The organism is Agromyces sp. GQ35, from assembly GCF_059758475.1.
This window is the reverse complement of sequence record NZ_JCAXEO010000001.1, coordinates 484,632-503,260: the sequence shown is the minus strand read 5'-3', so window position 1 is coordinate 503,260 and position 18,629 is coordinate 484,632. Positions and strand designations below refer to the sequence as shown.

Annotated in this window: 14 protein-coding genes; 6 read left to right on the top strand and 8 right to left on the bottom strand. The window is 66.1% G+C overall.

Annotation, left to right across the window (positions count from 1 at the left end; all coding sequences use genetic code 11):
• Positions 1–70 precede the first annotated feature (70 nt).
• Positions 71–1,021 (top strand): DMT family transporter, encoded by a 951-nt coding sequence (locus AC6CH0_RS02375; RefSeq protein WP_498098063.1) that lies wholly within the window; start codon positions 71–73, stop codon positions 1,019–1,021.
• 138 nt (positions 1,022–1,159) lie between these two features.
• Here the strand turns inward: AC6CH0_RS02375 and AC6CH0_RS02370 are convergent, their stop codons facing one another.
• The 3 genes from AC6CH0_RS02370 to AC6CH0_RS02360 form a co-directional block, all read right to left on the bottom strand.
• Positions 1,160–2,956, bottom strand: a complete 1,797-nt coding sequence (locus AC6CH0_RS02370; protein ID WP_498098062.1) for an acyl-CoA dehydrogenase — start codon at positions 2,954–2,956, stop codon at positions 1,160–1,162.
• 172 nt (positions 2,957–3,128) lie between these two features.
• Positions 3,129–3,587: a nuclear transport factor 2 family protein gene (locus AC6CH0_RS02365; RefSeq protein ID WP_498098061.1), complete on the bottom strand. Its 459-nt coding sequence runs from the start codon at positions 3,585–3,587 to the stop codon at positions 3,129–3,131.
• Positions 3,588–3,657: 70 nt separating this feature from the next.
• Positions 3,658–4,809: a DUF2510 domain-containing protein gene (locus AC6CH0_RS02360; protein WP_498098060.1), complete on the bottom strand. Its 1,152-nt coding sequence runs from the start codon at positions 4,807–4,809 to the stop codon at positions 3,658–3,660.
• 95 nt (positions 4,810–4,904) lie between these two features.
• Here AC6CH0_RS02360 and AC6CH0_RS02355 point away from each other — a divergent pair, with 95 nt between their 5' ends.
• Both AC6CH0_RS02355 and AC6CH0_RS02350 read left to right on the top strand, forming a co-directional pair.
• Complete coding sequence (locus AC6CH0_RS02355) at positions 4,905–6,158, top strand: hypothetical protein (RefSeq protein ID WP_498098059.1); 1,254 nt, start codon at positions 4,905–4,907, stop codon at positions 6,156–6,158.
• Positions 6,159–6,224: 66 nt separating this feature from the next.
• Positions 6,225–6,566 (top strand): gamma-glutamylcyclotransferase family protein, encoded by a 342-nt coding sequence (locus AC6CH0_RS02350; RefSeq protein WP_498098058.1) that lies wholly within the window; start codon positions 6,225–6,227, stop codon positions 6,564–6,566.
• Positions 6,567–6,817: 251 nt separating this feature from the next.
• On the opposite strand, the gene AC6CH0_RS02345 is transcribed toward AC6CH0_RS02350, so the two are convergent.
• Genes AC6CH0_RS02345 through AC6CH0_RS02335 form a run of 3 tightly spaced genes read right to left on the bottom strand, consistent with a single transcriptional unit; the run spans position 6,818 to position 12,622 of the window.
• Positions 6,818–7,978: a GIY-YIG nuclease family protein gene (locus AC6CH0_RS02345; RefSeq protein ID WP_498098057.1), complete on the bottom strand. Its 1,161-nt coding sequence runs from the start codon at positions 7,976–7,978 to the stop codon at positions 6,818–6,820.
• Positions 7,975–9,948, bottom strand: coding sequence for a DEAD/DEAH box helicase (locus AC6CH0_RS02340; RefSeq protein ID WP_498098056.1), 1,974 nt, complete (start codon positions 9,946–9,948; stop codon positions 7,975–7,977). The genes AC6CH0_RS02345 and AC6CH0_RS02340 overlap by 4 nt, the downstream gene beginning before the upstream one ends.
• Positions 9,941–12,622: a DNA methyltransferase gene (locus AC6CH0_RS02335; RefSeq protein ID WP_498098055.1), complete on the bottom strand. Its 2,682-nt coding sequence runs from the start codon at positions 12,620–12,622 to the stop codon at positions 9,941–9,943. The genes AC6CH0_RS02340 and AC6CH0_RS02335 overlap by 8 nt, the downstream gene beginning before the upstream one ends.
• 455 nt (positions 12,623–13,077) lie before the next feature.
• Here AC6CH0_RS02335 and AC6CH0_RS02330 point away from each other — a divergent pair, with 455 nt between their 5' ends.
• The 3 genes from AC6CH0_RS02330 to AC6CH0_RS02320 all read left to right on the top strand — a co-directional run bounded on the left by AC6CH0_RS02330 (position 13,078) and on the right by AC6CH0_RS02320 (position 17,382).
• Positions 13,078–14,142 carry a hypothetical protein gene (locus tag AC6CH0_RS02330; RefSeq protein WP_498098054.1) on the top strand — a complete coding sequence of 355 codons (1,065 nt, stop codon included), beginning with the start codon at positions 13,078–13,080 and terminating at the stop codon, positions 14,140–14,142.
• Positions 14,143–14,305: 163 nt separating this feature from the next.
• On the top strand, positions 14,306–15,820 hold the full coding sequence (locus tag AC6CH0_RS02325) for a DUF2868 domain-containing protein (protein ID WP_498098053.1): 1,515 nt from the start codon (positions 14,306–14,308) through the stop codon (positions 15,818–15,820).
• On the top strand, positions 15,817–17,382 hold the full coding sequence (locus tag AC6CH0_RS02320; protein ID WP_498098052.1) for a DUF3482 domain-containing protein: 1,566 nt from the start codon (positions 15,817–15,819) through the stop codon (positions 17,380–17,382). The genes AC6CH0_RS02325 and AC6CH0_RS02320 overlap by 4 nt, the downstream gene beginning before the upstream one ends.
• A 104-nt stretch (positions 17,383–17,486) precedes the next feature.
• Here AC6CH0_RS02320 and AC6CH0_RS02315 read toward each other — a convergent pair whose 3' ends face one another.
• Both AC6CH0_RS02315 and AC6CH0_RS02310 read right to left on the bottom strand, forming a co-directional pair.
• Positions 17,487–17,864, bottom strand: a complete 378-nt coding sequence (locus AC6CH0_RS02315; protein ID WP_498098051.1) for a YciI family protein — start codon at positions 17,862–17,864, stop codon at positions 17,487–17,489.
• A 136-nt stretch (positions 17,865–18,000) separates the two neighbouring features.
• Positions 18,001–18,585, bottom strand: coding sequence for a dihydrofolate reductase family protein (locus AC6CH0_RS02310; RefSeq protein WP_498098050.1), 585 nt, complete (start codon positions 18,583–18,585; stop codon positions 18,001–18,003).
• Positions 18,586–18,629 lie beyond the last annotated feature (44 nt).

Here is an 18,629-nt window from a genome sequence, read left to right as displayed (position 1 = left end):
CGGCAGGATTTCGCGCCCACTCGGCAGCACGTTGTCGGCGGCTGGCGGCGGCAGCGATCACAATGGGCGAGTGACTCGTCGCGGACTCATCCTGTTCGTCTCGCTCGGCATCGCCTGGGGCATCCCGTACCTCTTCATCAAGGTGGCGGTGGGCGAGCTCGAGCCCGGCATGGTGGTGCTGGCGCGCGCCGGCCTCGCGGCCATTCTGCTGGTGCCGCTCGCGTTCTTCCGGCGCGAGGTGGTGTCGGTCGTGCGGCGGTGGAAGCCGATGCTCGTCTACACGATCGTCGAGATCGTGCTGCCGTGGTACTTCCTCAGCTCAGCCGAGCAGCGACTGCCGAGTTCGACCGCTGGGCTGCTGCTGGCCGCCGTGCCGCTCGCCGGTGTGGCCGTCGCGTTCGCGATGGGGCAGCCGACTCGGCTCTCGCGCGTGAACTGGGTCGGCATCGTGCTCGGCATGCTCGGCGTCGCCGCCCTCGTGGGGTTCGATGTCGCGGGCTCCGACCTGCTGGCGGTCGCCGAGATCGGCATCGTGGTCGTCGGGTACGCACTCGGCCCGGCGATCCTCGCCCGATGGATGTCGGATCTCCCGGGCGTCGGGGTTGTGGCCGTGTCGCTCGCGGCGACCGCCGTCATCTACATCCCGTTCGTGTTGTTGACCGGAGGCTGGCCGACCGCCGTGCCCTCGCCCGAGGTGATCGTGGCGATCATCGTGCTCGCCGTGGTCTGCAGCGCCCTCGCGTTCCTGCTCATGGTCGGGCTGATCGCCGAGATCGGGCCGGTGAAGGCGACGACCATCACCTACGTGAACCCGGCCGTGGCCATCGCGGCCGGCGTGCTGGTGCTCGGCGAGCGCATCACCGTGTGGACGATCGTCGGCTTCGTCCTCGTGCTGCTCGGCTCCTACCTCGTGACGCGCCGTCGACTCGAGCCTCCAGCGCCAGCACCGGCGCCGGGGCCGGAGGCGGCCAGCGCAGCGAAGGCGGCCGAGCCGTCGAACCGCGAGCGCGCGGTCGAGTAGTCGCGCCTTGCAGCAGAGGGGCAACGTGCTCTTCAGCGCGGCGGCCGGCCCTACCCCGATGCATCCGACCCGGTCTTGAGCGCCCTCCGCACGTGATGGCGGTCAGCCCGCCCGTGATCGTGCAGGTGCCGAACGAACTCAGACGCGCGCCCCACGGCGCACGACATCGCCGAGCGCGTCAGCGTCGAGGGCGAACAGGTCGCGCGAGCCGGCCGTGGCGGCGCCGGCGAGGCCGGCCGCCTGCGGCAGCAGCTGCTCGGCGTAGAACCGGGCCAGCGGCAACTGCGACTCCGCGATGCCGTCGGCATCGAGTCCACGGGCGGCGAGCGCGGATTTCGCCATGAGCCAGCCACCCAGCACGAGCCCCCAGATGCGCTGGTACGGAGTCGACCCCGACAACACGGCGTTGGGGTCGGTGGCGCCGGTGCGGAGCATCCACGCCGTTGTCTGCTCGAGGGTGTCGAGCTGCGCGTTCAGCTGCGTGCGGATCGAGGCGAACTCGTCACCGGCCGCCGCGAGCTCATTGTCGAGCTCGCGCATGGTGGCAATGAACTCGAGTGCGGATGCCCCGTCGCGAACCGGGAGCTTTCTGCCCACGAGGTCGGCGGCCTGGATGCCGTTGGTGCCCTCGTAGATCGCCGCGATGCGCACATCGCGGTAGTGCTGTGCTGCGCCGGTCTCTTCGATGAACCCCATACCGCCGTGGATCTGCAGCGCGAGCGAGGTGAGCTCGTTGCCGAGGTCGGTGCCGAACGACTTGTTGACGGGCGTGAGCAGGCCGACGATCTCGTTCGCCCGGGCGCGCACGGCGGCGTCGGGGTGGTGCGTCGACACGTCGGTGTAGGTCGCGGTCAGCAGCATCATGCGGCGCATCGCGGCGATGTACGCCTTCTGGGTCATGAGCATGCGGCGCACGTCGGGGAAGTCGATGATGGGGGAGTCTTGCGTCGCGCCGATCGCGCGGCCCTGCAGGCGCTCCCGCGCGTAGTCGAGCGACTGCTGGTAGGCGAGCTCCGACACGGCGAGGCCCTGCATGCCGACCGAGAGCCGGGCGCTGTTCATCATGACGAACATGATGCGCATGCCGATGTTCTCTTCACCGACGAGGTAACCGGTCGCGTCTTCGTACGAGAGCACGCAGGTGGGCGAACCGTGGATGCCCATCTTGTGCTCGACGCCGACGGTGTGCACCGCGTTGCGCTCGCTGAGCGAGCCGTCGTCGTTCATGAGGAACTTCGGCACGATGAAGATCGAGATGCCCTTCGTGCCGGCCGGCGCGTCGGGGGTGCGAGCGAGCACGAGGTGCACGATCTGCTCGCTGAGGTCGTGGTCGCCGAAGGTGATGAAGATCTTCTGACCGGTGATGCCGTAGCTGCCGTCGGCGCGCTTCACCGCCTTCGTGGTGAGGGCGCCGACGTCGGAGCCGGCGTGCGGCTCGGTGAGGTTCATGGTGCCGGCCCATTCGCCGGTGACCATTTTCGGCAGCCACTGCTGCTTCTGCTCGTCGCTGCCGTAGTGGAGGAGCGCCTCGATCGCGCCCTGCGTGAGCAGCGGCGCAAGCGCGAACGCCATGTTGGCGGTCGCCATGAGCTCCTGGAGCGCGAGGCCGATGGTGCGCGGGAATCCGCCACCGCCGAACGCCTCGGGTAGCGGCACCGAGCCCCAGCCGGCGTCGACGTAGGCCGAGTAGGCCTCTTTGAAGCCGGTGGCCGTGGTGACGGAGCCGTCGGAGTTCAGCTTCGAACCCTCGAGGTCGCCGGCACGGTTGGTGGGTGCCACGACCTCGGCCATGAAGTTGCCGGCCTCATCGAGGATCTCGGAGACCGTCTCGAGGTCGGCGTGCTCATACCCGGGGAGGAGCGCGACTGCGTCGTAGTCCACCACGTGCTCGAGGATGAAGGCGATATCGGCTGTTGGGGGTCGGAATGCGCTCATGCCCGCAGCGTAACTCGGCTGTTGTGGGTGGGTCGTGATCTCTGCGGGTTCCACGATGCGCGTCGTCGGTCGGCTGGCTGGTTTGGCAGCATCCCACAACGCGGTTGAGGGGGAGGCGATGATGGATGTCGCGCCTGCGTCCTCGCGCACCAGGCGTTGGGCGGGGCGTCTCTCAGCTCGACGGCGTGACGCTCGAGCCCCGCCGGTGCGTGAGCCGGTACACGGCGTGCCCGATTTTCAGTCCGAAGCCCGTCATGCCGTGCGGGCCGTAGGGCTCGTACGCGCGCATCTTCGTGAGGTGCTCGCCGTCGGTGTCGATCACGAACACCTGCGGAAAGTCGAGGCGTTTGCCGCCCATCTTGAGCACGTGGTGGGTGGAGGTCTCGACCACGACCGAGGTGCCGTTGGCATCGAAGAACCATCGCTCGATGTCGAAGCGCATGCTCGACATCTGCGTGAACGCCCACGAGAGCCCATCGCGCACGGCGGCGATGCCGACCATGTCGGGATACGGGTAGTGCGGGTCGTAGAGCACCATGTCGTTGCGCATCGGGGCGGTCGCGGCATCGACATCGAGGGCCTCGACCCCGGCGAACATCGACTCGACGAGGGGTTGCACCGGGGTTGGCATGGGCACACGCTAGCAGGGCGACGGTACTGTGAAACAGCGTCGCGGGGGTCGAGGAGCGAACGCTCGCCGACTAGGGCGCATTCGTGAACGTCGCGCTCGGATGCAGGAGGCTCGGCGCCACCTCCAGCGTGAGGGAGCTCGGGTCGTCGACCGACCAGGCGGCCCGCCAGCTCACTGATCCGCCCTGCGCGATCGCGTCCACCGGCGGGAAGCCGACGTCGTCACCCGGCGTGAAGACATCGCTGCCGATGTCGAAGATCTGGCTCACGTCCTGATCGCTCGACGAGAGGCTCGGGAGTGGCAGGGGCTGCAGCTCCGCCGTCGAGTTGTTGGTGATCGTCAGCGTGAACACGACGTTGCTCGCGTGCGTCGCGCCGACCGCGAAGTCGCTCGGGGTGTACGGCTCGGGCACGGAGACCGTGAGCGCGACGCCGTCGTCCCAGGTCATCGTCTCGCCGAACGCGAGGTCGCCCGCGTCCGGCACCTCGGGTTGCTCGGGCACGGGGTCGGGCTCGGGCAGCGGAAGCGCCGGCACGTCGGGAATCGCCTCGTCGATGCCGTCCATCACGTCGCCGACCGACCCGACGACGAAGTTCACGAACATCACGAGCCCGACGACCGCGGCGATGATCGACACGACGAGCCCGGTGATCGCAGGCCACTTCGCGCCGCGCAGGAACAGGCCGATGATCGAGAGCACGAGCGCGACGGGCACCAGGATCCATGCGAAGCCGCTCGCGGCGGGGATGAACGTGACCACGAGCCCCACGACTGCGACCACGAGTGCGATGACGCCCACCACGTGCGGCCCGGGGTTCGACGGCTCGGTGAACGGATGCCCCCGCAGCACCGTCGCCAAAGGTGCGGCGTAGCTCTCGGTCGTCGCGTCGGTGCTCGCGTTGACGGCCACGTACGGCGTGGTCGGAGCGGTCGCTGCGTACGGAGCCGTCGCCGCCGTCGCCGCGTATGGCGTCGTCGGGGTATCGCGGTAGCTGCGCCCCGCGGCATCCGACCCCCGCGACCCCCACACGAATGGAATCGTCGGGCCGTCACCACCCGTCGGCACCACTTCGGTGGTCGCCGAGTCGGGCCCGAGCTGCGACGACGGCACGGTCTCGGCAGCGGGCGCGACGTACTGCGTCCAGGCGTCGCCGTCCCAGTACCGCCGCGCGCCGGACCCGTCTTCGTACCAGCCGGCGGGCGCCCTCGTCGGGTCGCTCATACTTCGATGGTGACAGAGCAGGCGTCTCGTTGCACTGGTCGAACAAGGTTCCCAGGTCCATAGCGGGCGCCGAGCGACGAACATAGGATCGGAACATGGCCGGGTTCAGGGTCAGGCGCAGGTTCGGAGCGCAAGAACTCGCAGTCCACGACGCCGAGCTGGCGAAGCGGGCTGCATCTGCCGTGCTCGCCGCCGACGAGCGCATCCGCGTCACCTCCGACGAGCTCGGCTTCGCCGAGGCGGAGCTGGGTGCTCACGCCACCGCGTTCGCGAGCGAAGCGCTCATCGCCGTACGCAGAGACTTGAGCGACGCGTTCCGCTTGAACCGGCTCAATCACGAGGCGATCCCCGGCACCGCCGAAGAGGTGCTGGCGCGCTACCGGCTCATCGTGCAGCTGTGCGAGGAGATCGGCCACGTGCTCGATGAGCAGACCTCCGCACTCGCCGCCCAAGTCGCTCGAGCGCGGCGGGCTCCCGAGATCATCGCGGGCGTGCGAGCGGATGTCTCGCGCCTCCGCGCTCGCATTCCAGACGCCCGCGACACCACCGACAAGCTCGCCGCCCGCTACGCGCGCGAGGCGCTCACCGACGTGGAGGCCAACCCCGCGGAGGCCGAGCAGCTGCTCGCATTCGCCGAGCACAGCGTGGGCGTGGCCGAGCGACGGCGTATGGCGGGGCAGCGCGAGCAGGGCGATCTCGCGCTCGAAGCATCCACCGAATCGGTACGGCGAGCAGCGACCCTCCTCGATGCGGTGGAGTCCTTCGAGGTCGAGGCGTTGCGAGCAGAGTCAATGCTCGGCGCGATCGTCGAGGAGTCTCGACGGGACCTCGCCGTCGCGCTCGAGAAGCCCCACTCCCGCAGCGTCGCGAACGCGATCGTCGAGCTGCAGGCGGCGCTTGCCGGCCTCCCGCCGGCCGGCGTCAACACCGACCCGCTCGCCCACCTGAACCGACTGCACACGGCGCATGCGGCGCTGGAAGCCGCGATCGCGTCGGCCCGCGAGCGCGCGGCGGTGCCGATGCCTCCCGTGAACCTCCTGCACCACGCGATCGAGGACGCAGACCGAAAGCTCGACGTCGCCCGCGATGCCATCGCCGGCCACCCGGGATGGATCGGCGCCGAAGCCCTGATGAGGCTCGCCGAATCCGAGCGCCTTCGGATCGACCTCGGTCACTGCCTCGGAAGCCCTGAGGTGACCGTGACCGTACTCCACGTGGATCACCGAACGCAGGCGATGACGATGGCTCGGACCGTCGCGTCTCTCGCGGGCGAGGCCCTGCACCTCGCCCGGCGCGACATTAACGCGTCACGTCGACAAGATCGCAGGCAGTGGGCCGGCCTGGGATGACGCGCCGGTCACAAGCTCACGAGCGTCTCTTCACGGATGCCGCGGGCTCGCCGCTACCCTCAAATCATGCCCGCAACCGAACGCCTCTTCAGCTACGGCACCCTGCGCCTGCCACAGGTGCAGCGGCAGCTGTTCGGCACTGAGCTGCCCACGACCACCGACGCGCTCGTGGGCTGGCGGCTCCGGATGCTGCGCATCGCCGATCCGGCGGTCGTGGCCTTGAGTGGCGAGGCTGAACACCCGATTCTCGAGCGCACCGATGACCCCGCCGATCGGGTCGACGGCGCCGTCCTCGAGGTCACCGCCGAACAGCTCGCCGCAGCCGACGACTACGAGGTCGACGACTACCGCCGCGTCCGCGCACACCTCGCCTCGGGCGGCGACGCGTGGGTGTACGCGGCCAACTGAGCAGACCGAAGGCAAGCCTGGCCGCCTGGCTCAGCTACACCCACGCCGCGCGGGGCCGCGGAACTGTTGACCTCCGACGTCATGGCCCCCAAGAGTGCTTACCTTCGCCGCCCGCGCAGACGACCGTAGCTGTAGTTCGAGGTTCTTGCGCAGAGGGGACGTGGCTGTGGCTCTAGAACTGGTGCGACCGGTCGAAGTTCGGTGGCTGGGGCTGGCCGACAATCGGTGTTCGACGAACAGCGCATGCGTGGTCAGCGGCGCAGCTTCAGCTTCAGCTTCTTGCTTTCAGCGTCGTAGTCGTAGTCGACGATCGCACCCGAAGTGATGAACGAAACGGCCTGATCGATGATCTCGAGCGGGACGACGTACCACTCGGATGGCTCGTAGGTTCGACCGTCGCGACCCACCTGCGAAACGTCCAGTCGAACCTCGGCGAACACTCTGTGCAGCAGGTGCTCAAGTGCCGAGGTCCTCATGTTGTACGTGCGGTAGCTTGCGACGATCTCGACCGGAGCCATTAGGTACGTTGGCTGCTTCGACGCGTTAGCGATTCGCTTTTCCACGGGCCCGCGGGAGAAGCCAATCTTGTGGAGGTCGCTGATCTCCGAGATGTGCGGATCGTCGCTCAAAGAGCGGAGTACGTAGATGTATCCGGTCTCCTCGTCGTCCGTGAGAATCGTGTTGAACTCGGTCGGAACAACAGCCAATCCGTGCCCTTCTCCCATACGAATCCCCATGGACTGTCGATACATCGACGACTCGGTGCCGTTTTCGAAGATGACGCGAAGTCGCTCACGACGGTTCACCCGAACCGTCGACTCCTTATACTCAGTCTCTCCGACCTCGGCAATGAACAGCATGACACCGTTCAGCACGAAGACTGCTCCCTCGGAGATGTGCTGGATGCCCGGGAACGCAACTAGCTTCGAGGTGCCGTCGGCGAGTTCCGCGTGCTTCTGATGAAACAACGGCTCGAACTGTTCGAAATCATCGGCACGCACTCGCTTGGCGACATCCTCGATCGCTTCGGGGCTCTTGCGCTGTGGGAGGTCGGAGGTGTCGAGAAGCCCAGTGGAATCTTCGAGCAGACCGAGGTCATCGGTACCGAGCAGGTCGTCGAGGGACGCGGGCGCAGTGGGCTCCTCGAGCAGTCCGAACTCGTCAAGGTTCCTCAACGCTGCAGTCTTTTGTTCGTTCGCGAGGATGCCATCCAGGCGTGCGCCAAGCTTCCGCTCCGCGATCTCGCGGATGTCCGAGCTCGGCCGACGGTCGTGCTCGCGATAGAACTCGATGATCTCACGGAACGAGCGCTCGAGCCGATCCGCGGACGTCAGCTTGGGGGGCTTCTCCGGTGTTTCGAGCAGGCCGTCCTCATCGGAGTCGAAGATGCTCTGGAAGTCGGCCGCGCTCATGGCTGCTGCAACCTCTGCTGGGCGTCGTGCTCCTGCTTCTTCTTCCGCAAGAACAGCAATGCCTCAGCGTAGCGCTTCTCAGCCGGGTCGATACTGCGTACGTCCGGCTGACGACGGCTGACCTTCACGAATTGCTGGACCTTCGGCCACAGCAGCAGCGCCTCTTCCTCGCTAATCTCGATCCGGGTGGCGGTGATCGTGTCCTGGATGATGCGCAGCACCTGCGGAGTGACCGACTTGGACAGCACTTCGAAGGCCCGCTGGAACGGGTTCACCCTGTCGATCAGGTTGATATCAATGTCGTCGATGTTGACGAACTTGTCCGACATGCGGATAAACCTCTTGTCCCCGACATCGCGCACCTCGCCATTCTTGATCACCGAGTCCACCACGACCTGCTGACGAAGCTCCTCAACCTGGGACTCATCAAGGTCGGGGTAGCGATCCCGAATGATCTTCGGGATCAGCACCTTGTTCGTCGCCTCAGCGTCGAGGTTACCCGCAGCGGCCTTGATAAACGTGTCGTCCTGCAGGATCGTCGCCTTCAGATCGTTTAGGTCTGTCGCAACGATCTGCTTCACCCGATCTGTCGAGGGCTCTTTGAAGCCCTTGATCCTCAGCTCGCCTGGCTGGGGCGAATCGTCGTTGCCGGTCTTCGTCTTGAACATGAAGTTCGGCGCGAGAACCTGCTCCATTAGCAGCGAAGCGGTGATCGCCTTGAGCATATTGTTGACCGACAGTTTCACCTCATCGGTCGTCGCGTCGGGCTGGGCGATCAGGTTCGTGAACTGGGCGTGCTGCTTGCCGGCACTGTCGCGGGTGACGCGACCGATGATCTGAATGACCTCAGTCAGAGAAGCTCGATATCCCACCGTGAGAGCGTGCTCAGCGAATGGCCAGTCGAATCCCTCTTTCGCCATTCCGAGCGCGATGATGATATCGATCGCTTCGCGTTCCTTGGATGCCACCGTCGTTAGGTAGTGAAGGGTTTCCGCTCTAGCGATCTGGTCGTTGTCGTCGACTAGATCAGCCACGAGGAGAATCTGCCCGGTGTCCCGGCGGCGTATCCGGATAACGTTGGATTCCTCCGTCTCGGTCCCAACAATGTCACCGATGGCGTCGAGGATGAATCCGACCTCCTCGATCTTGTCCTTGGTGGACTCGCCACTGTTGACGTTGGGGATGTGGATGATTGTCTTCTTGTCCAGATCGAGGATCTCGTGGATGGCGCTTGTGTAGCGACCCTGATAAAAGTGATGCCCAATTCCGAGCGACTTCAGGTGCTCGTAGCCGTTGAGCTGGTCGTAGTAGTTGAACGTGACCGGCGTGAACTTGGCTTCGTCCTCCGGCGAAAGCACCGGCACCGAGTCGCCACGGAAATAGGAGCCAGTCATTGCCACGATGTGGGCATCCGACCCGGCCATGACGCCCTTGAGGAGGTCACCCAGACGGTTGCTCGAAGTGTCTGCAGAGACGTGGTGGAATTCGTCGATCGCGAGCACCGTGCCGTCGAAGGCTGACGCAGGCAGTTTCTCGTAGGCGAAGCGCAGGGTCGCGTGCGTGCAGACGAGCGTGGCGTCCGATCCGTTCAGGAAGTCGATGAACTGCTGCACCTTGCCCGACGAGGACCCCGGTATGCAGAGGTTGTGCTCGTCTTTGATCTCCCAATCCGCGAAGAAGCCGAACCGCGTCAGGTTGGTCGTGGCGAACGATCCGCCGATGGAGCGCTCGGGCACAGCGACGATGACTTTCTCGCGGCCCTGGTTGTAGAGCTTGTCGAGTGCAACGAACATCAGTGCGCGGGACTTCCCCGAGGCCGGCGGCGCCTTGATCAGTAGATGCTGCGCAACGCGCTGCTCCCAGACCCGTCGCTGCATTTCACGCATGCCGAGCTCGTTGGTGTGGACGCTGCTACCGGTCTGTGCGTACTGCACGTTGACGACGTTCACAGGCTTCTTGATATCAGCCACGGGCGCTCTCCTCGGCAGTCATTTGTCCATACATACCGAAGAGGAATGACAATCTCTCCTCGTCGCTCTCGAAGCCCCGATTGCGGTATACGGCATCGACAACATGGTCCAGCTGCTGATGCGCCAGCCGAAGATCATCGGGCATCAAGTCCGGGTCATACAGCTCTCCCAGCGTCTTCTCCGAGTGATACTCACGCACGTCGAGCACGCGGAGGGCTGCTTCGGTGAGCTGATCCTTGGCCGGAACGGTCAGGTGGGGCACCGGGAAGTTGTTGTAGACGATTGTTCCGGAGTAGCGATAGTCAGTCTTCATCCGACCCGCGACTGCCCGCACCCAGGTCATATGCATGGTGGATGTGAGAAGTGCGAACGTCCACGGTTGCACCCCATACGCAGCATTGGCCGAGTTCGAGATGACCGTGTCCCTGTCGAGATAGCCGATCGGAATGTACTTGCGGCGCTCGGAGCTCGTGGCTGGGACGATAACCGAGTTGCTGTCTCGATGAGCAAAGAAGTAGAACCGATGAGGAGTCTCAGCCAATGCGCGGGTTGACTTTTCGGTGCTCTTCGCGCGGTGTACGCGCACTCGCTCCAACCGTGTTGCGATCTCATCGATCTGACGTGCCGCCTCCACGTCGTCGTCTTCGATAATGAGACACCAGCGAGTCTTGCCTTTGATGAACTCATCGGAACCGCTGAAGCCCCGAAGGAATCGAGATGCTTCTGGCCGTCGTGCCAGAAGAGCATCCCGCTGTTCATCGGTCATCAAGAGATTCCCGCCGTCGTTTGGCATCGAGCCAAAGCCAAGCCGTGGGAGGGCCGGGCTCAGGGGCGCACTCCTACGGCCGATCCAGATATCGGGCCCGTCAGCAAGGTACGGATTGATCCTCTTCGCTTCGTACCGAAGCTCGTCGGAGAATATGAACTTTGCAGCGTCCCTCTTATTCCGAACTCCCACCACGACGCATGTGACGCCTGCCGCGTTCTTTGCTTGGTTCGACCACCGGAATGAGGTGTAGGCGTAGCCGATCTCGAGGTCGTCGCCGAGGACGTCAGGCCAGAGGAGACCAACTTGCTCACCCTGGGTAACCGAGTTGGTCGACACGAGCGCCAGCTCGGCCTTGGTCCCTCGAATGTACTCAGCGCCCTTGATGAACCAAGCGCTGACGTAGTCGAGACTCTTGTATCGCGGTGTGACCGACTGCAGATCTCGCTTGTGCTCGGTCGACTGGTTTCGGCTACCAAGGTAAGGCGGGTTTCCAATCACGTAGATTTCTTCATCGCCATCGTTCGAACACACCTCGTTCCAGTCACGAGTGATTGCGTTCCCTTGGTGCACGCTCCCCGCCTCCTTAAGCGGGATCAGCGGCAAGTCAATGCCGAACTTCTCGCGGAATTCAACGTTCGACTGGTGCTTGGCGATCCAGAGCGAGAGAATCGCAACCTCGACAGCGAAATCGTCGATTTCCAGGCCGTAGAAGTTTTCGACGTTGATCCGGGAGCCCAGCAGACTGAATGTGAACTTCTCTCGCTGCAAGGCCTGGAGGCGCTCGAGGATGGCGTGCTCGAGCTTGCGCAGCTCCTTGTAGGCGATGACCAGGAAGTTTCCCGATCCACAGGCAGGGTCGAAGACCTTGATCTGGGAGATGCGCCGCAGCAGAGCCTCCAGCTTGGGAGCGCTGTCGAACGCCGCGTCGAACTGCTCCTTGAGTCCGTCGAGGAACAGCGGCTCGATGGTCTTGAGGATGTTCGGTACCGACGTGTAGTGCTGCCCGAGATCGGAGCGCTGGCCGGGCGTGACGACCGCCTGGAACATGGAGCCGAAGATGTCCGGGTTGATCTCGTTCCACAGCAGCTGACCGCTCTCCAGCAACAAGTCGCGGGCGTTCTTGTTGAAGGCCGGCACCGTATGGTGCTCTTCGACCGTGAACAAGCGCCCGTTGACGTAGGGAAAGCGCGCCAAGTGCGTCGGCTTGTCGGCAGGGTCGGCGGTGTCGAGAGCGGCGAAGAGGTCGGTCAGGAACTGGCTGACGTCCGTGCCATCGGGCTGCGTCAGGGTGCCGACCGCCTGTGTGAACTGCCCCTCGCGGAAGATGCTGGTGTCCTCCGCGAAGAAGCAGAACAGCAGGCGGGCGAAGAACACATTGAGCGCGTGACGTCCGAGCGTCGTGGTGTTCAGCTCTGGGTTGATCGCCAGCAGCTCGTCGAACAGCTTCGCCATCCGCTGGGCAGCCTTGACATCGGCATGAGCCTCGGCAACATACTGCGCCTTCTCCATGCCCGCCCACGGCAAGAAGAACGTGAAGCTCTTGTCGATATCCGAGATCGGGATTGCGAGCGTCTCACCCGTCTTGGTATCGACGGCCAGCAGATCCGTGTAGTCCGTGACGATGACAAAGCGTGTGCTGTAACGAACTACGCTGGGCGCGCTGCGGAGGTCGTCGATGACGGCGTAGAGGTCGTCTGCGGTTTGTTTGAAGTAGACGACGTTCTTCTGAGCGACCTCGGTCGTAGCATCGTTCGCGACGTTCAGAGAGCCATTGCGAAGCCGGGTGATGTTGCTCGAGGACCGGCCATAGGCCGCCAGCAACTCGAAGATGAACTCGCGGTCGTACCTGCTACGCCCGCCAAGTGGTCGGACTCGCTCCTCGACTGATTTGAGATTGAGCCTCAACCCACGCCGCCGATGGACTCAGTGGTCGCTCCAACATCGGAACGCCAAGCTTCACTCACGCAACACTTCCCTCGCCCGCCTCGATCCAGCGTGACTGATCCTATCCGCGCGCCGTGAGCTCGGGCTCGTCGTTTCCGACGATTCCACACCGTGTGCAGCTTGTGGGCGGCAGCCAAGGCTCCGGACCGCCGAGGGTGAGCGGTGCTGGGGTCGTTCCTGGTTGGCCTAGGCGTAGTTCCCCGGCAGGTTGTGAACAACTGAGGTAGGCGAAGACCTCTATAGGCATTAGTGTCGTCGGTCGCTCGTACTATCGGAATCTTCGGCGTTGTCCGAAGTCTCTGAGGAGCCAAATGCGATCCACGACATCCGCCGCCGCAAGTCGTCGACTCATCTCAAGCGACCGTGAAGTTAGCTCGCGAAATGAACCAGCCAAACGAGCCGATGGCTTTTGGTTGATGATGTCCGGCTGGCTGGTCAACGTCCTCATCGTGCCGATCGGTGTGGTTGTCATGGTCGGAGCTGTGCAAGCGCAGTACGGTGGCGAGATCACCGATGCGGTTGCGCGCGTCGTCGCCAGTATCGAGCCTGGACTCACGACGATGCTCCCGATGCTTTCGGGGGCAGCGGGCCTCGCGCTTGCCGCGGCCGCTGCAATCTCCGTCTTGACCGAATGGGGAAAGCGTACGCTCGAGATTCCTCGCTCACTTCTACGTCGGGTCGACCTGATCGTCGGCATCCTGCTGATGACGCTTGCGTATGGCTTTGGGTACGGCATGTTGCTCCCACTGACCGCACCCGTCTACTGGCCGCCCTACCTGTTCGCACTCCTAGTCGCGTGGGCGATGGTGGGTGTGACGCAACTCTCGATTGGCGGGCCGCGGTTCTCGCCAGCCGAACGACTTGCTCGAGCCGAACTTTCGCTCGCGAATGCGACGGCACGAGCGAGCGAAGTGCTCGGCGTGGGTTGGCGACAGGATGCGTCGGCGGACGCCCGCAGGCGCACCAGAGCGACTCTTGAGGTGTTGCTGCTCACCCCGTTCATTCACGTACCAGCGGTGTATCTCGTACTCCAACTACCGTGGCCGCTCGTGGCTGATGGCGTCTTTTTCGTCCTGGCCCTGTCGCTACCAGCTCTCGTTCTGACGGGCGCGCGAGTAGCAGGCGTCGATCGTTCAACGCCTGGCGCATGGCGGACTGGGCCACTCCTCGGATTCGGAGCCTTCGCCGTCGTCCTTCTTGCGTCGCTCTTGATCGTCCTCGCAATGGCGTCGCTTTGGTGGATCGCGCTCGCGACGTTGCTCGCATTCGGCGCGACAGTTGCACTGCTGTTCGGCCACTGGCCAGCCTGGAGTAGCGCACGACTTCGGGTACTTGATATCTGGGCAACCGATCGAGCGATCCGTCGATGTGAACAAGCGGCCAGTGACGCGCTAGCCGAATTCCTGGCCGCTGGCGGGCTTGCTGCACGCGTTGCGCGGTTGCTCGCACAACGAAAGAGAATCGGTCGGGTGGATGCATGACATGCCTATCGCACGTTTCCGCCGGCGGGCAGCTGAACATCCGCGTCACGAGCGGCGACGATCAAAAAGAAGTCCTCCTCCCCGACCGCCTCCACTTCGACCGCGGTCGATCGGGCACGCGCGAACGCAGATACTCCCGCACCAGCGGCATAGACTCCGCGATATGGACGAGTCGGCCGCCCTCGAGACGACCGCGGCGCGCGCCGTTGAGACGACTGATCGCGATCGCGTGCTGTGGTCCGATGCCGACCGCGAGTGGGCGAGCCGGGCAGCCGCGACCATCGTGGGGGAGCGGGCGCGCGCCGACGAGTTCCTGAGTCGCCGCGCGCAGCTCGTGCTCGAGCGCGTCGGCACGCGCCAGCCGGCCGTGACGCGTACGGTGCGGGGCATCCGGTGGCGGCCGTGGGTGGGCATCGTGACGGTGGTCGCCGCGTTCCTGTTCGGGCTGCTCATCGATCGCATCGGCGGTGGGTCGAGCATCAACCTGCTCGCACCGCCGGTGTTCGCGCTCGTCGCGTGGAACCTGCTCGTGTACATCTGGCTGCTCGTTCGGCCGCTCGTGCTCGGGCGCGGCGCGGCTGGGCCGGTGCGGTCCGTGTTGATCCGGATCGCGTCGGTGCGCGCACCTCAGAACCAGACCCGAGTGGATGCTGCGATCGCCGCCAGGCGAACCGTGCTTGCAACGCTGCCCCGAGACTGGGCGCGCGTCGCCGCGCCACTCTACGGAGCGCGCGCCGCACGCGTGCTGCATCTCGCGGCGGCGGCCACCGCGCTCGGCGTGATCGCCGGCCTCTATCTGCGCGGCCTCGCGTTCGAGTACCGCGCGTCGTGGGAGAGCACGTTCCTCGGCGCCGAGCAGGTGCGCGCGCTGCTCGCCGTGACGTTCGCACCGGGATCGTGGATCACCGGCATCCCGGTGCCCGACGTGGCGGCGATCGAGGCGATCCGGGCGCCCGCGAGCGAGAACGCCGCGATGTGGATGCACCTCATGGCCGCCACGGTCGCCGCCGTCGTCATCGTGCCGCGGCTCGTGCTCGCCCTTGTCGCGGGGCTGGTCGAGCGGCGCCGGGCGAAGCGCGTGGTGCTGCCGCTCGACGAGCCGTACTACTGCCGGCTCGTCGCCGGGTGGGTGGGCGAGCCGGCGCGGGTGCGCGTCATCCCGTACAGCTATACCCTCGAGCCCGAGGCGCGGGCGGGGCTCGAGGCCGTGCTCGCGCGGGCGTTCGGCAACGCGGCGCCGACGATCGATGCGCCCGTCGCGTGGGGTGATGACGTCGAGCAGAGTCAGGCGACGGATGCCGCGGGCATCGGTTTCACCGACGCCGGCGAGATTCGCCTGCCGCTGTTCAGCCTCACGGCCACGCCCGAGGATGACGCGCATGGAGCGTTCCTCACGGCGCTCGGCGGTGGTGGCGGCGGCGGGGCCGGCCTTGCCGCGGCATCCGGAACCACCGTCGTGCTCGTCGACGAGTCGGCGTTTCTCGCGCGATGGGGCGATGACGCACAGCGACGTGACGAGCGCCGCGCGGCGTGGAGCGAGCTGCTCGAGGCGCACGGGAGTGTTGCGGTGTTCGTCGACCTCGCCGGGCCCGATCTGGCCGCGGCCGAGGCGCAGCTTGCTGCTGCGGCATCCGATCATGATGGCGGCGGCGCGAACGAGGCGAGGGGGCGGGGATGAGCGACGACGCGGCATCCGAGTCGCCCGACGCGCGTGAGGGTCTCGATACGGCTGCTTCGCCGCCTACTCGACCGGCGGGAGTGGTGGGGCTTGATGCCGGAGCGGTGTCGCTGTCGCTCATCTCGCACACCAACGCGGGCAAGACGACGCTCGCGCGCACGCTGCTCGGGCGCGACGTCGGCGAGGTGCGCGACGCCCCGCACGTCACCGCCGAGGCGACGCCGTTCCCGCTCGTGCAGACCTCCGACGGCGACCTGCTCACGCTGTGGGACACCCCCGGCTTCGGCGACAGCGTGCGACTCGCGCGCCGGCTGCGGCAGAACCGAAACCCCATCGGCTGGTTCACGACGCAGGTGTGGGACCGCTATCAAGACCGCGCGCTGTGGCTCAGCCAGCTCGCGGTGCGCAACGTCGCCGAGCAGGCCGACGTGGTGCTCTACCTCGTGAACGCGGCCGAGGCGCCCGCCGACGCCGGCTACCTCGCCCCCGAGCTCGAGGTGCTCGAGTGGATCGGCAAGCCCGTGCTCGTGCTGCTCAACCAGACCGGTCCGCCGCGCGAGCGTTCCGTAGAAGACGCGGATGCCGCGCGCTGGCGTGCCGCGCTCGGCCCCTCCACCAACGTGCGCGACGTGCTCGCGTTCGACGCGTTCGCGCGCTGCTGGGTGCAGGAGTTCACGCTCTTCGCGGCGATCGAACCGCTGGTTCCGGATGCCTCGGGGCGGGCCTTCGCGCGGTTGTCGACCGCCTGGCGTGAGCTGCGCATGGGCGAGTTCGACGCGGCGATGGGTGCGCTCGCCGGGCCCATCGCGCGGGCTGCGTCAGAGCGCGTGACCTTGCCGGACGGGGCGGGCTCGGGCTCGTCGGCGCAGTCGCTCGCGAAGCGCATCGGCGGGTCGCTGGGCCTGCCGAGCCCGGAGCGATCGCAAGCCCGAACGGATGCCGCGGAGCAGATGACTGCCCGCCTGCAGGCCGACCAGCGGCAGGGCATGGAGCGGCTCATCGCGATCCACCGGCTCGAGGGGCGCGCGGCCGACGAAGTGCTCGAACGGGTCGCCGGTGACATCCACGTCGACGAGCCGCTCGACACGACCCGCACGGCCGCGCTGGGCGGTGTGGTCTCGGGCGCCCTCACCGGCCTCGGCGCCGACCTCATGGCCGGCGGTCTCACGTTCGGCGCCGGCATGGTCGCCGGCGCGATACTCGGTGCACTCGGCGGGGCGGGCGTAGCGCAAGGAGTCAACGTCGTGCGCGGCCGCAGTGAGTCGAGCCTGCGCTGGGAGGAGGCGTTCCTCGACGGGCTCGTCACCTCGGCGCTACTGCGCTACCTCGCTGTGGCTCACTACGGGCGCGGGCGCGGTGCCTGGCGCGAGGGCGAGTACCCGCCGCACTGGCGGCCGATGGTCGTCGAAGCCATCGTCGCCGAGCGGGATCGCCTCGCGCTGATCTGGGGCCGTCGCGCCGACGGCGATGAGGCGGTGCAACGGTCGCTCGAAGCGCTGCTGCGCGAGCTCGCTCTCGGTCTTCTCGACGAGCTCTATCCGGGCGCCCTCGACGGCGACTGAAGCTCGGGCACTGCGAGCGCCACCCGTCGAGTTGCCTGTGCGTGAGGGCAGCACTCGGGGCCGAGCGCTCAGTGCGCTCAGCCCCCGACAGGCTCTGCCCGTGGCTACGCCTCGGGTGCCTCCTGCAGGGCGCGGACCTCGATGCGGCCCTGCAGTGCCTGCGATGCCTTGGTCGTCCATTCGATGGCCGCCGCCTCGTCTGCCGCTTCGATCACCCAGAAGCCGCCGACGTACGCGTCCGCCTCCACGAAGGGCTCGTCGAGAACTCGCGGCTCGCCCGACGAGGCGTCGACGGTCTTCGCGGTCGACGGCGGGTACAGGCCGCCCGCGAACACGAACGCCCCCGCGTCCTTCAGCTCCGTGTTGAAGGCGTCGACTGCGGCCAGCACTGCGGCGAGCTCGGCAGGGTCGAGCTCTTGCATCGACGCCATCGTCGGCTCTTCGGCGGAGTCGTGCGGAACGGTGAGGAAGTACTGCGTCATGATCAATCCTTTTCGTCGTCGGGCGCCGTTGGTGGCCCCTCTACTCATGCGTCGAACGAATGCCCGCTCAGATCGACACGGGGCTCGAAATTCATTTCGCTCGAGTGGGTACGGGCCCCGAGTCCGCGAAGGCGAGTCAGGATGCCGGCGCGTAGCGCGCCAGCGTGATGCCGGTGCCGGTCGTCATGCTGCTCACGAGTCGCAGTTGCTGGTGCACCCCGTCGAACATGCGCTGCCCGCTGCCGAGCAGCACGGGGTGGATGATCAGCACGTACTCGTCGATCAGCCCCGCCGCGGCCAGAGCACGCACGAGCTCGCCGCTGCCGAGAATCGCGAGGTCAGCGGCATCCGTCGCCTTGAGTTCGGCGACCGTGTCGATGGCCTCACCGACCACTGCGGTGGAGTTCTGCCACGTGAGCTCGAGCGAGGGGTCGCGCGTCACGACGAACTTCTCGGTGGTGTTGAGATGTTCGGTGAAGGGGTTGCCGTCGGTCTGGTGGGGCCAGAACGCTTCCATGTGGTCGTAGGTGCGGTGGCCGAAGAGCATGCCGCCGGTGTCGGCCATGCCCTTCGCCATCTCGGCGCCGAGTTCAGGGTCGGCGTTCGCGCCGAGCGCCCAACCGCCGAGGGTGAAGCCGCCGCGGGTGTCTTCGTCGGCCGACATGGGTGCCTGCATGACACCGTCGAGCGAGACGTTGTTCGTCACGGTGATTCTGCGCATGGTGTTTCTTCCTGAAGGGATGGACGCTTCCATCGTGGCCGAAC

Bases quoted from the DNA above. Each gene is read 5' to 3' on its own strand.
- AC6CH0_RS02370 (WP_498098062.1), bottom strand. From the start codon at position 2,956: ATGAGCGCATTCCGACCCCCAACAGCCGATATCGCCTTCATCCTCGAG.
- AC6CH0_RS02365 (WP_498098061.1), bottom strand. From the start codon at position 3,587: ATGCCAACCCCGGTGCAACCCCTCGTCGAGTCGATGTTCGCCGGGGTC.
- AC6CH0_RS02360 (WP_498098060.1), bottom strand. From the start codon at position 4,809: ATGAGCGACCCGACGAGGGCGCCCGCCGGCTGGTACGAAGACGGGTCC.
- AC6CH0_RS02355 (WP_498098059.1), top strand. From the start codon at position 4,905: ATGGCCGGGTTCAGGGTCAGGCGCAGGTTCGGAGCGCAAGAACTCGCA.
- AC6CH0_RS02350 (WP_498098058.1), top strand. From the start codon at position 6,225: ATGCCCGCAACCGAACGCCTCTTCAGCTACGGCACCCTGCGCCTGCCA.
- AC6CH0_RS02345 (WP_498098057.1), bottom strand. From the start codon at position 7,978: ATGAGCGCGGCCGACTTCCAGAGCATCTTCGACTCCGATGAGGACGGC.
- AC6CH0_RS02330 (WP_498098054.1), top strand. From the start codon at position 13,078: ATGATGTCCGGCTGGCTGGTCAACGTCCTCATCGTGCCGATCGGTGTG.
- AC6CH0_RS02325 (WP_498098053.1), top strand. From the start codon at position 14,306: ATGGACGAGTCGGCCGCCCTCGAGACGACCGCGGCGCGCGCCGTTGAG.
- AC6CH0_RS02320 (WP_498098052.1), top strand. From the start codon at position 15,817: ATGAGCGACGACGCGGCATCCGAGTCGCCCGACGCGCGTGAGGGTCTC.
- AC6CH0_RS02315 (WP_498098051.1), bottom strand. From the start codon at position 17,864: ATGACGCAGTACTTCCTCACCGTTCCGCACGACTCCGCCGAAGAGCCG.
- AC6CH0_RS02310 (WP_498098050.1), bottom strand. From the start codon at position 18,585: ATGCGCAGAATCACCGTGACGAACAACGTCTCGCTCGACGGTGTCATG.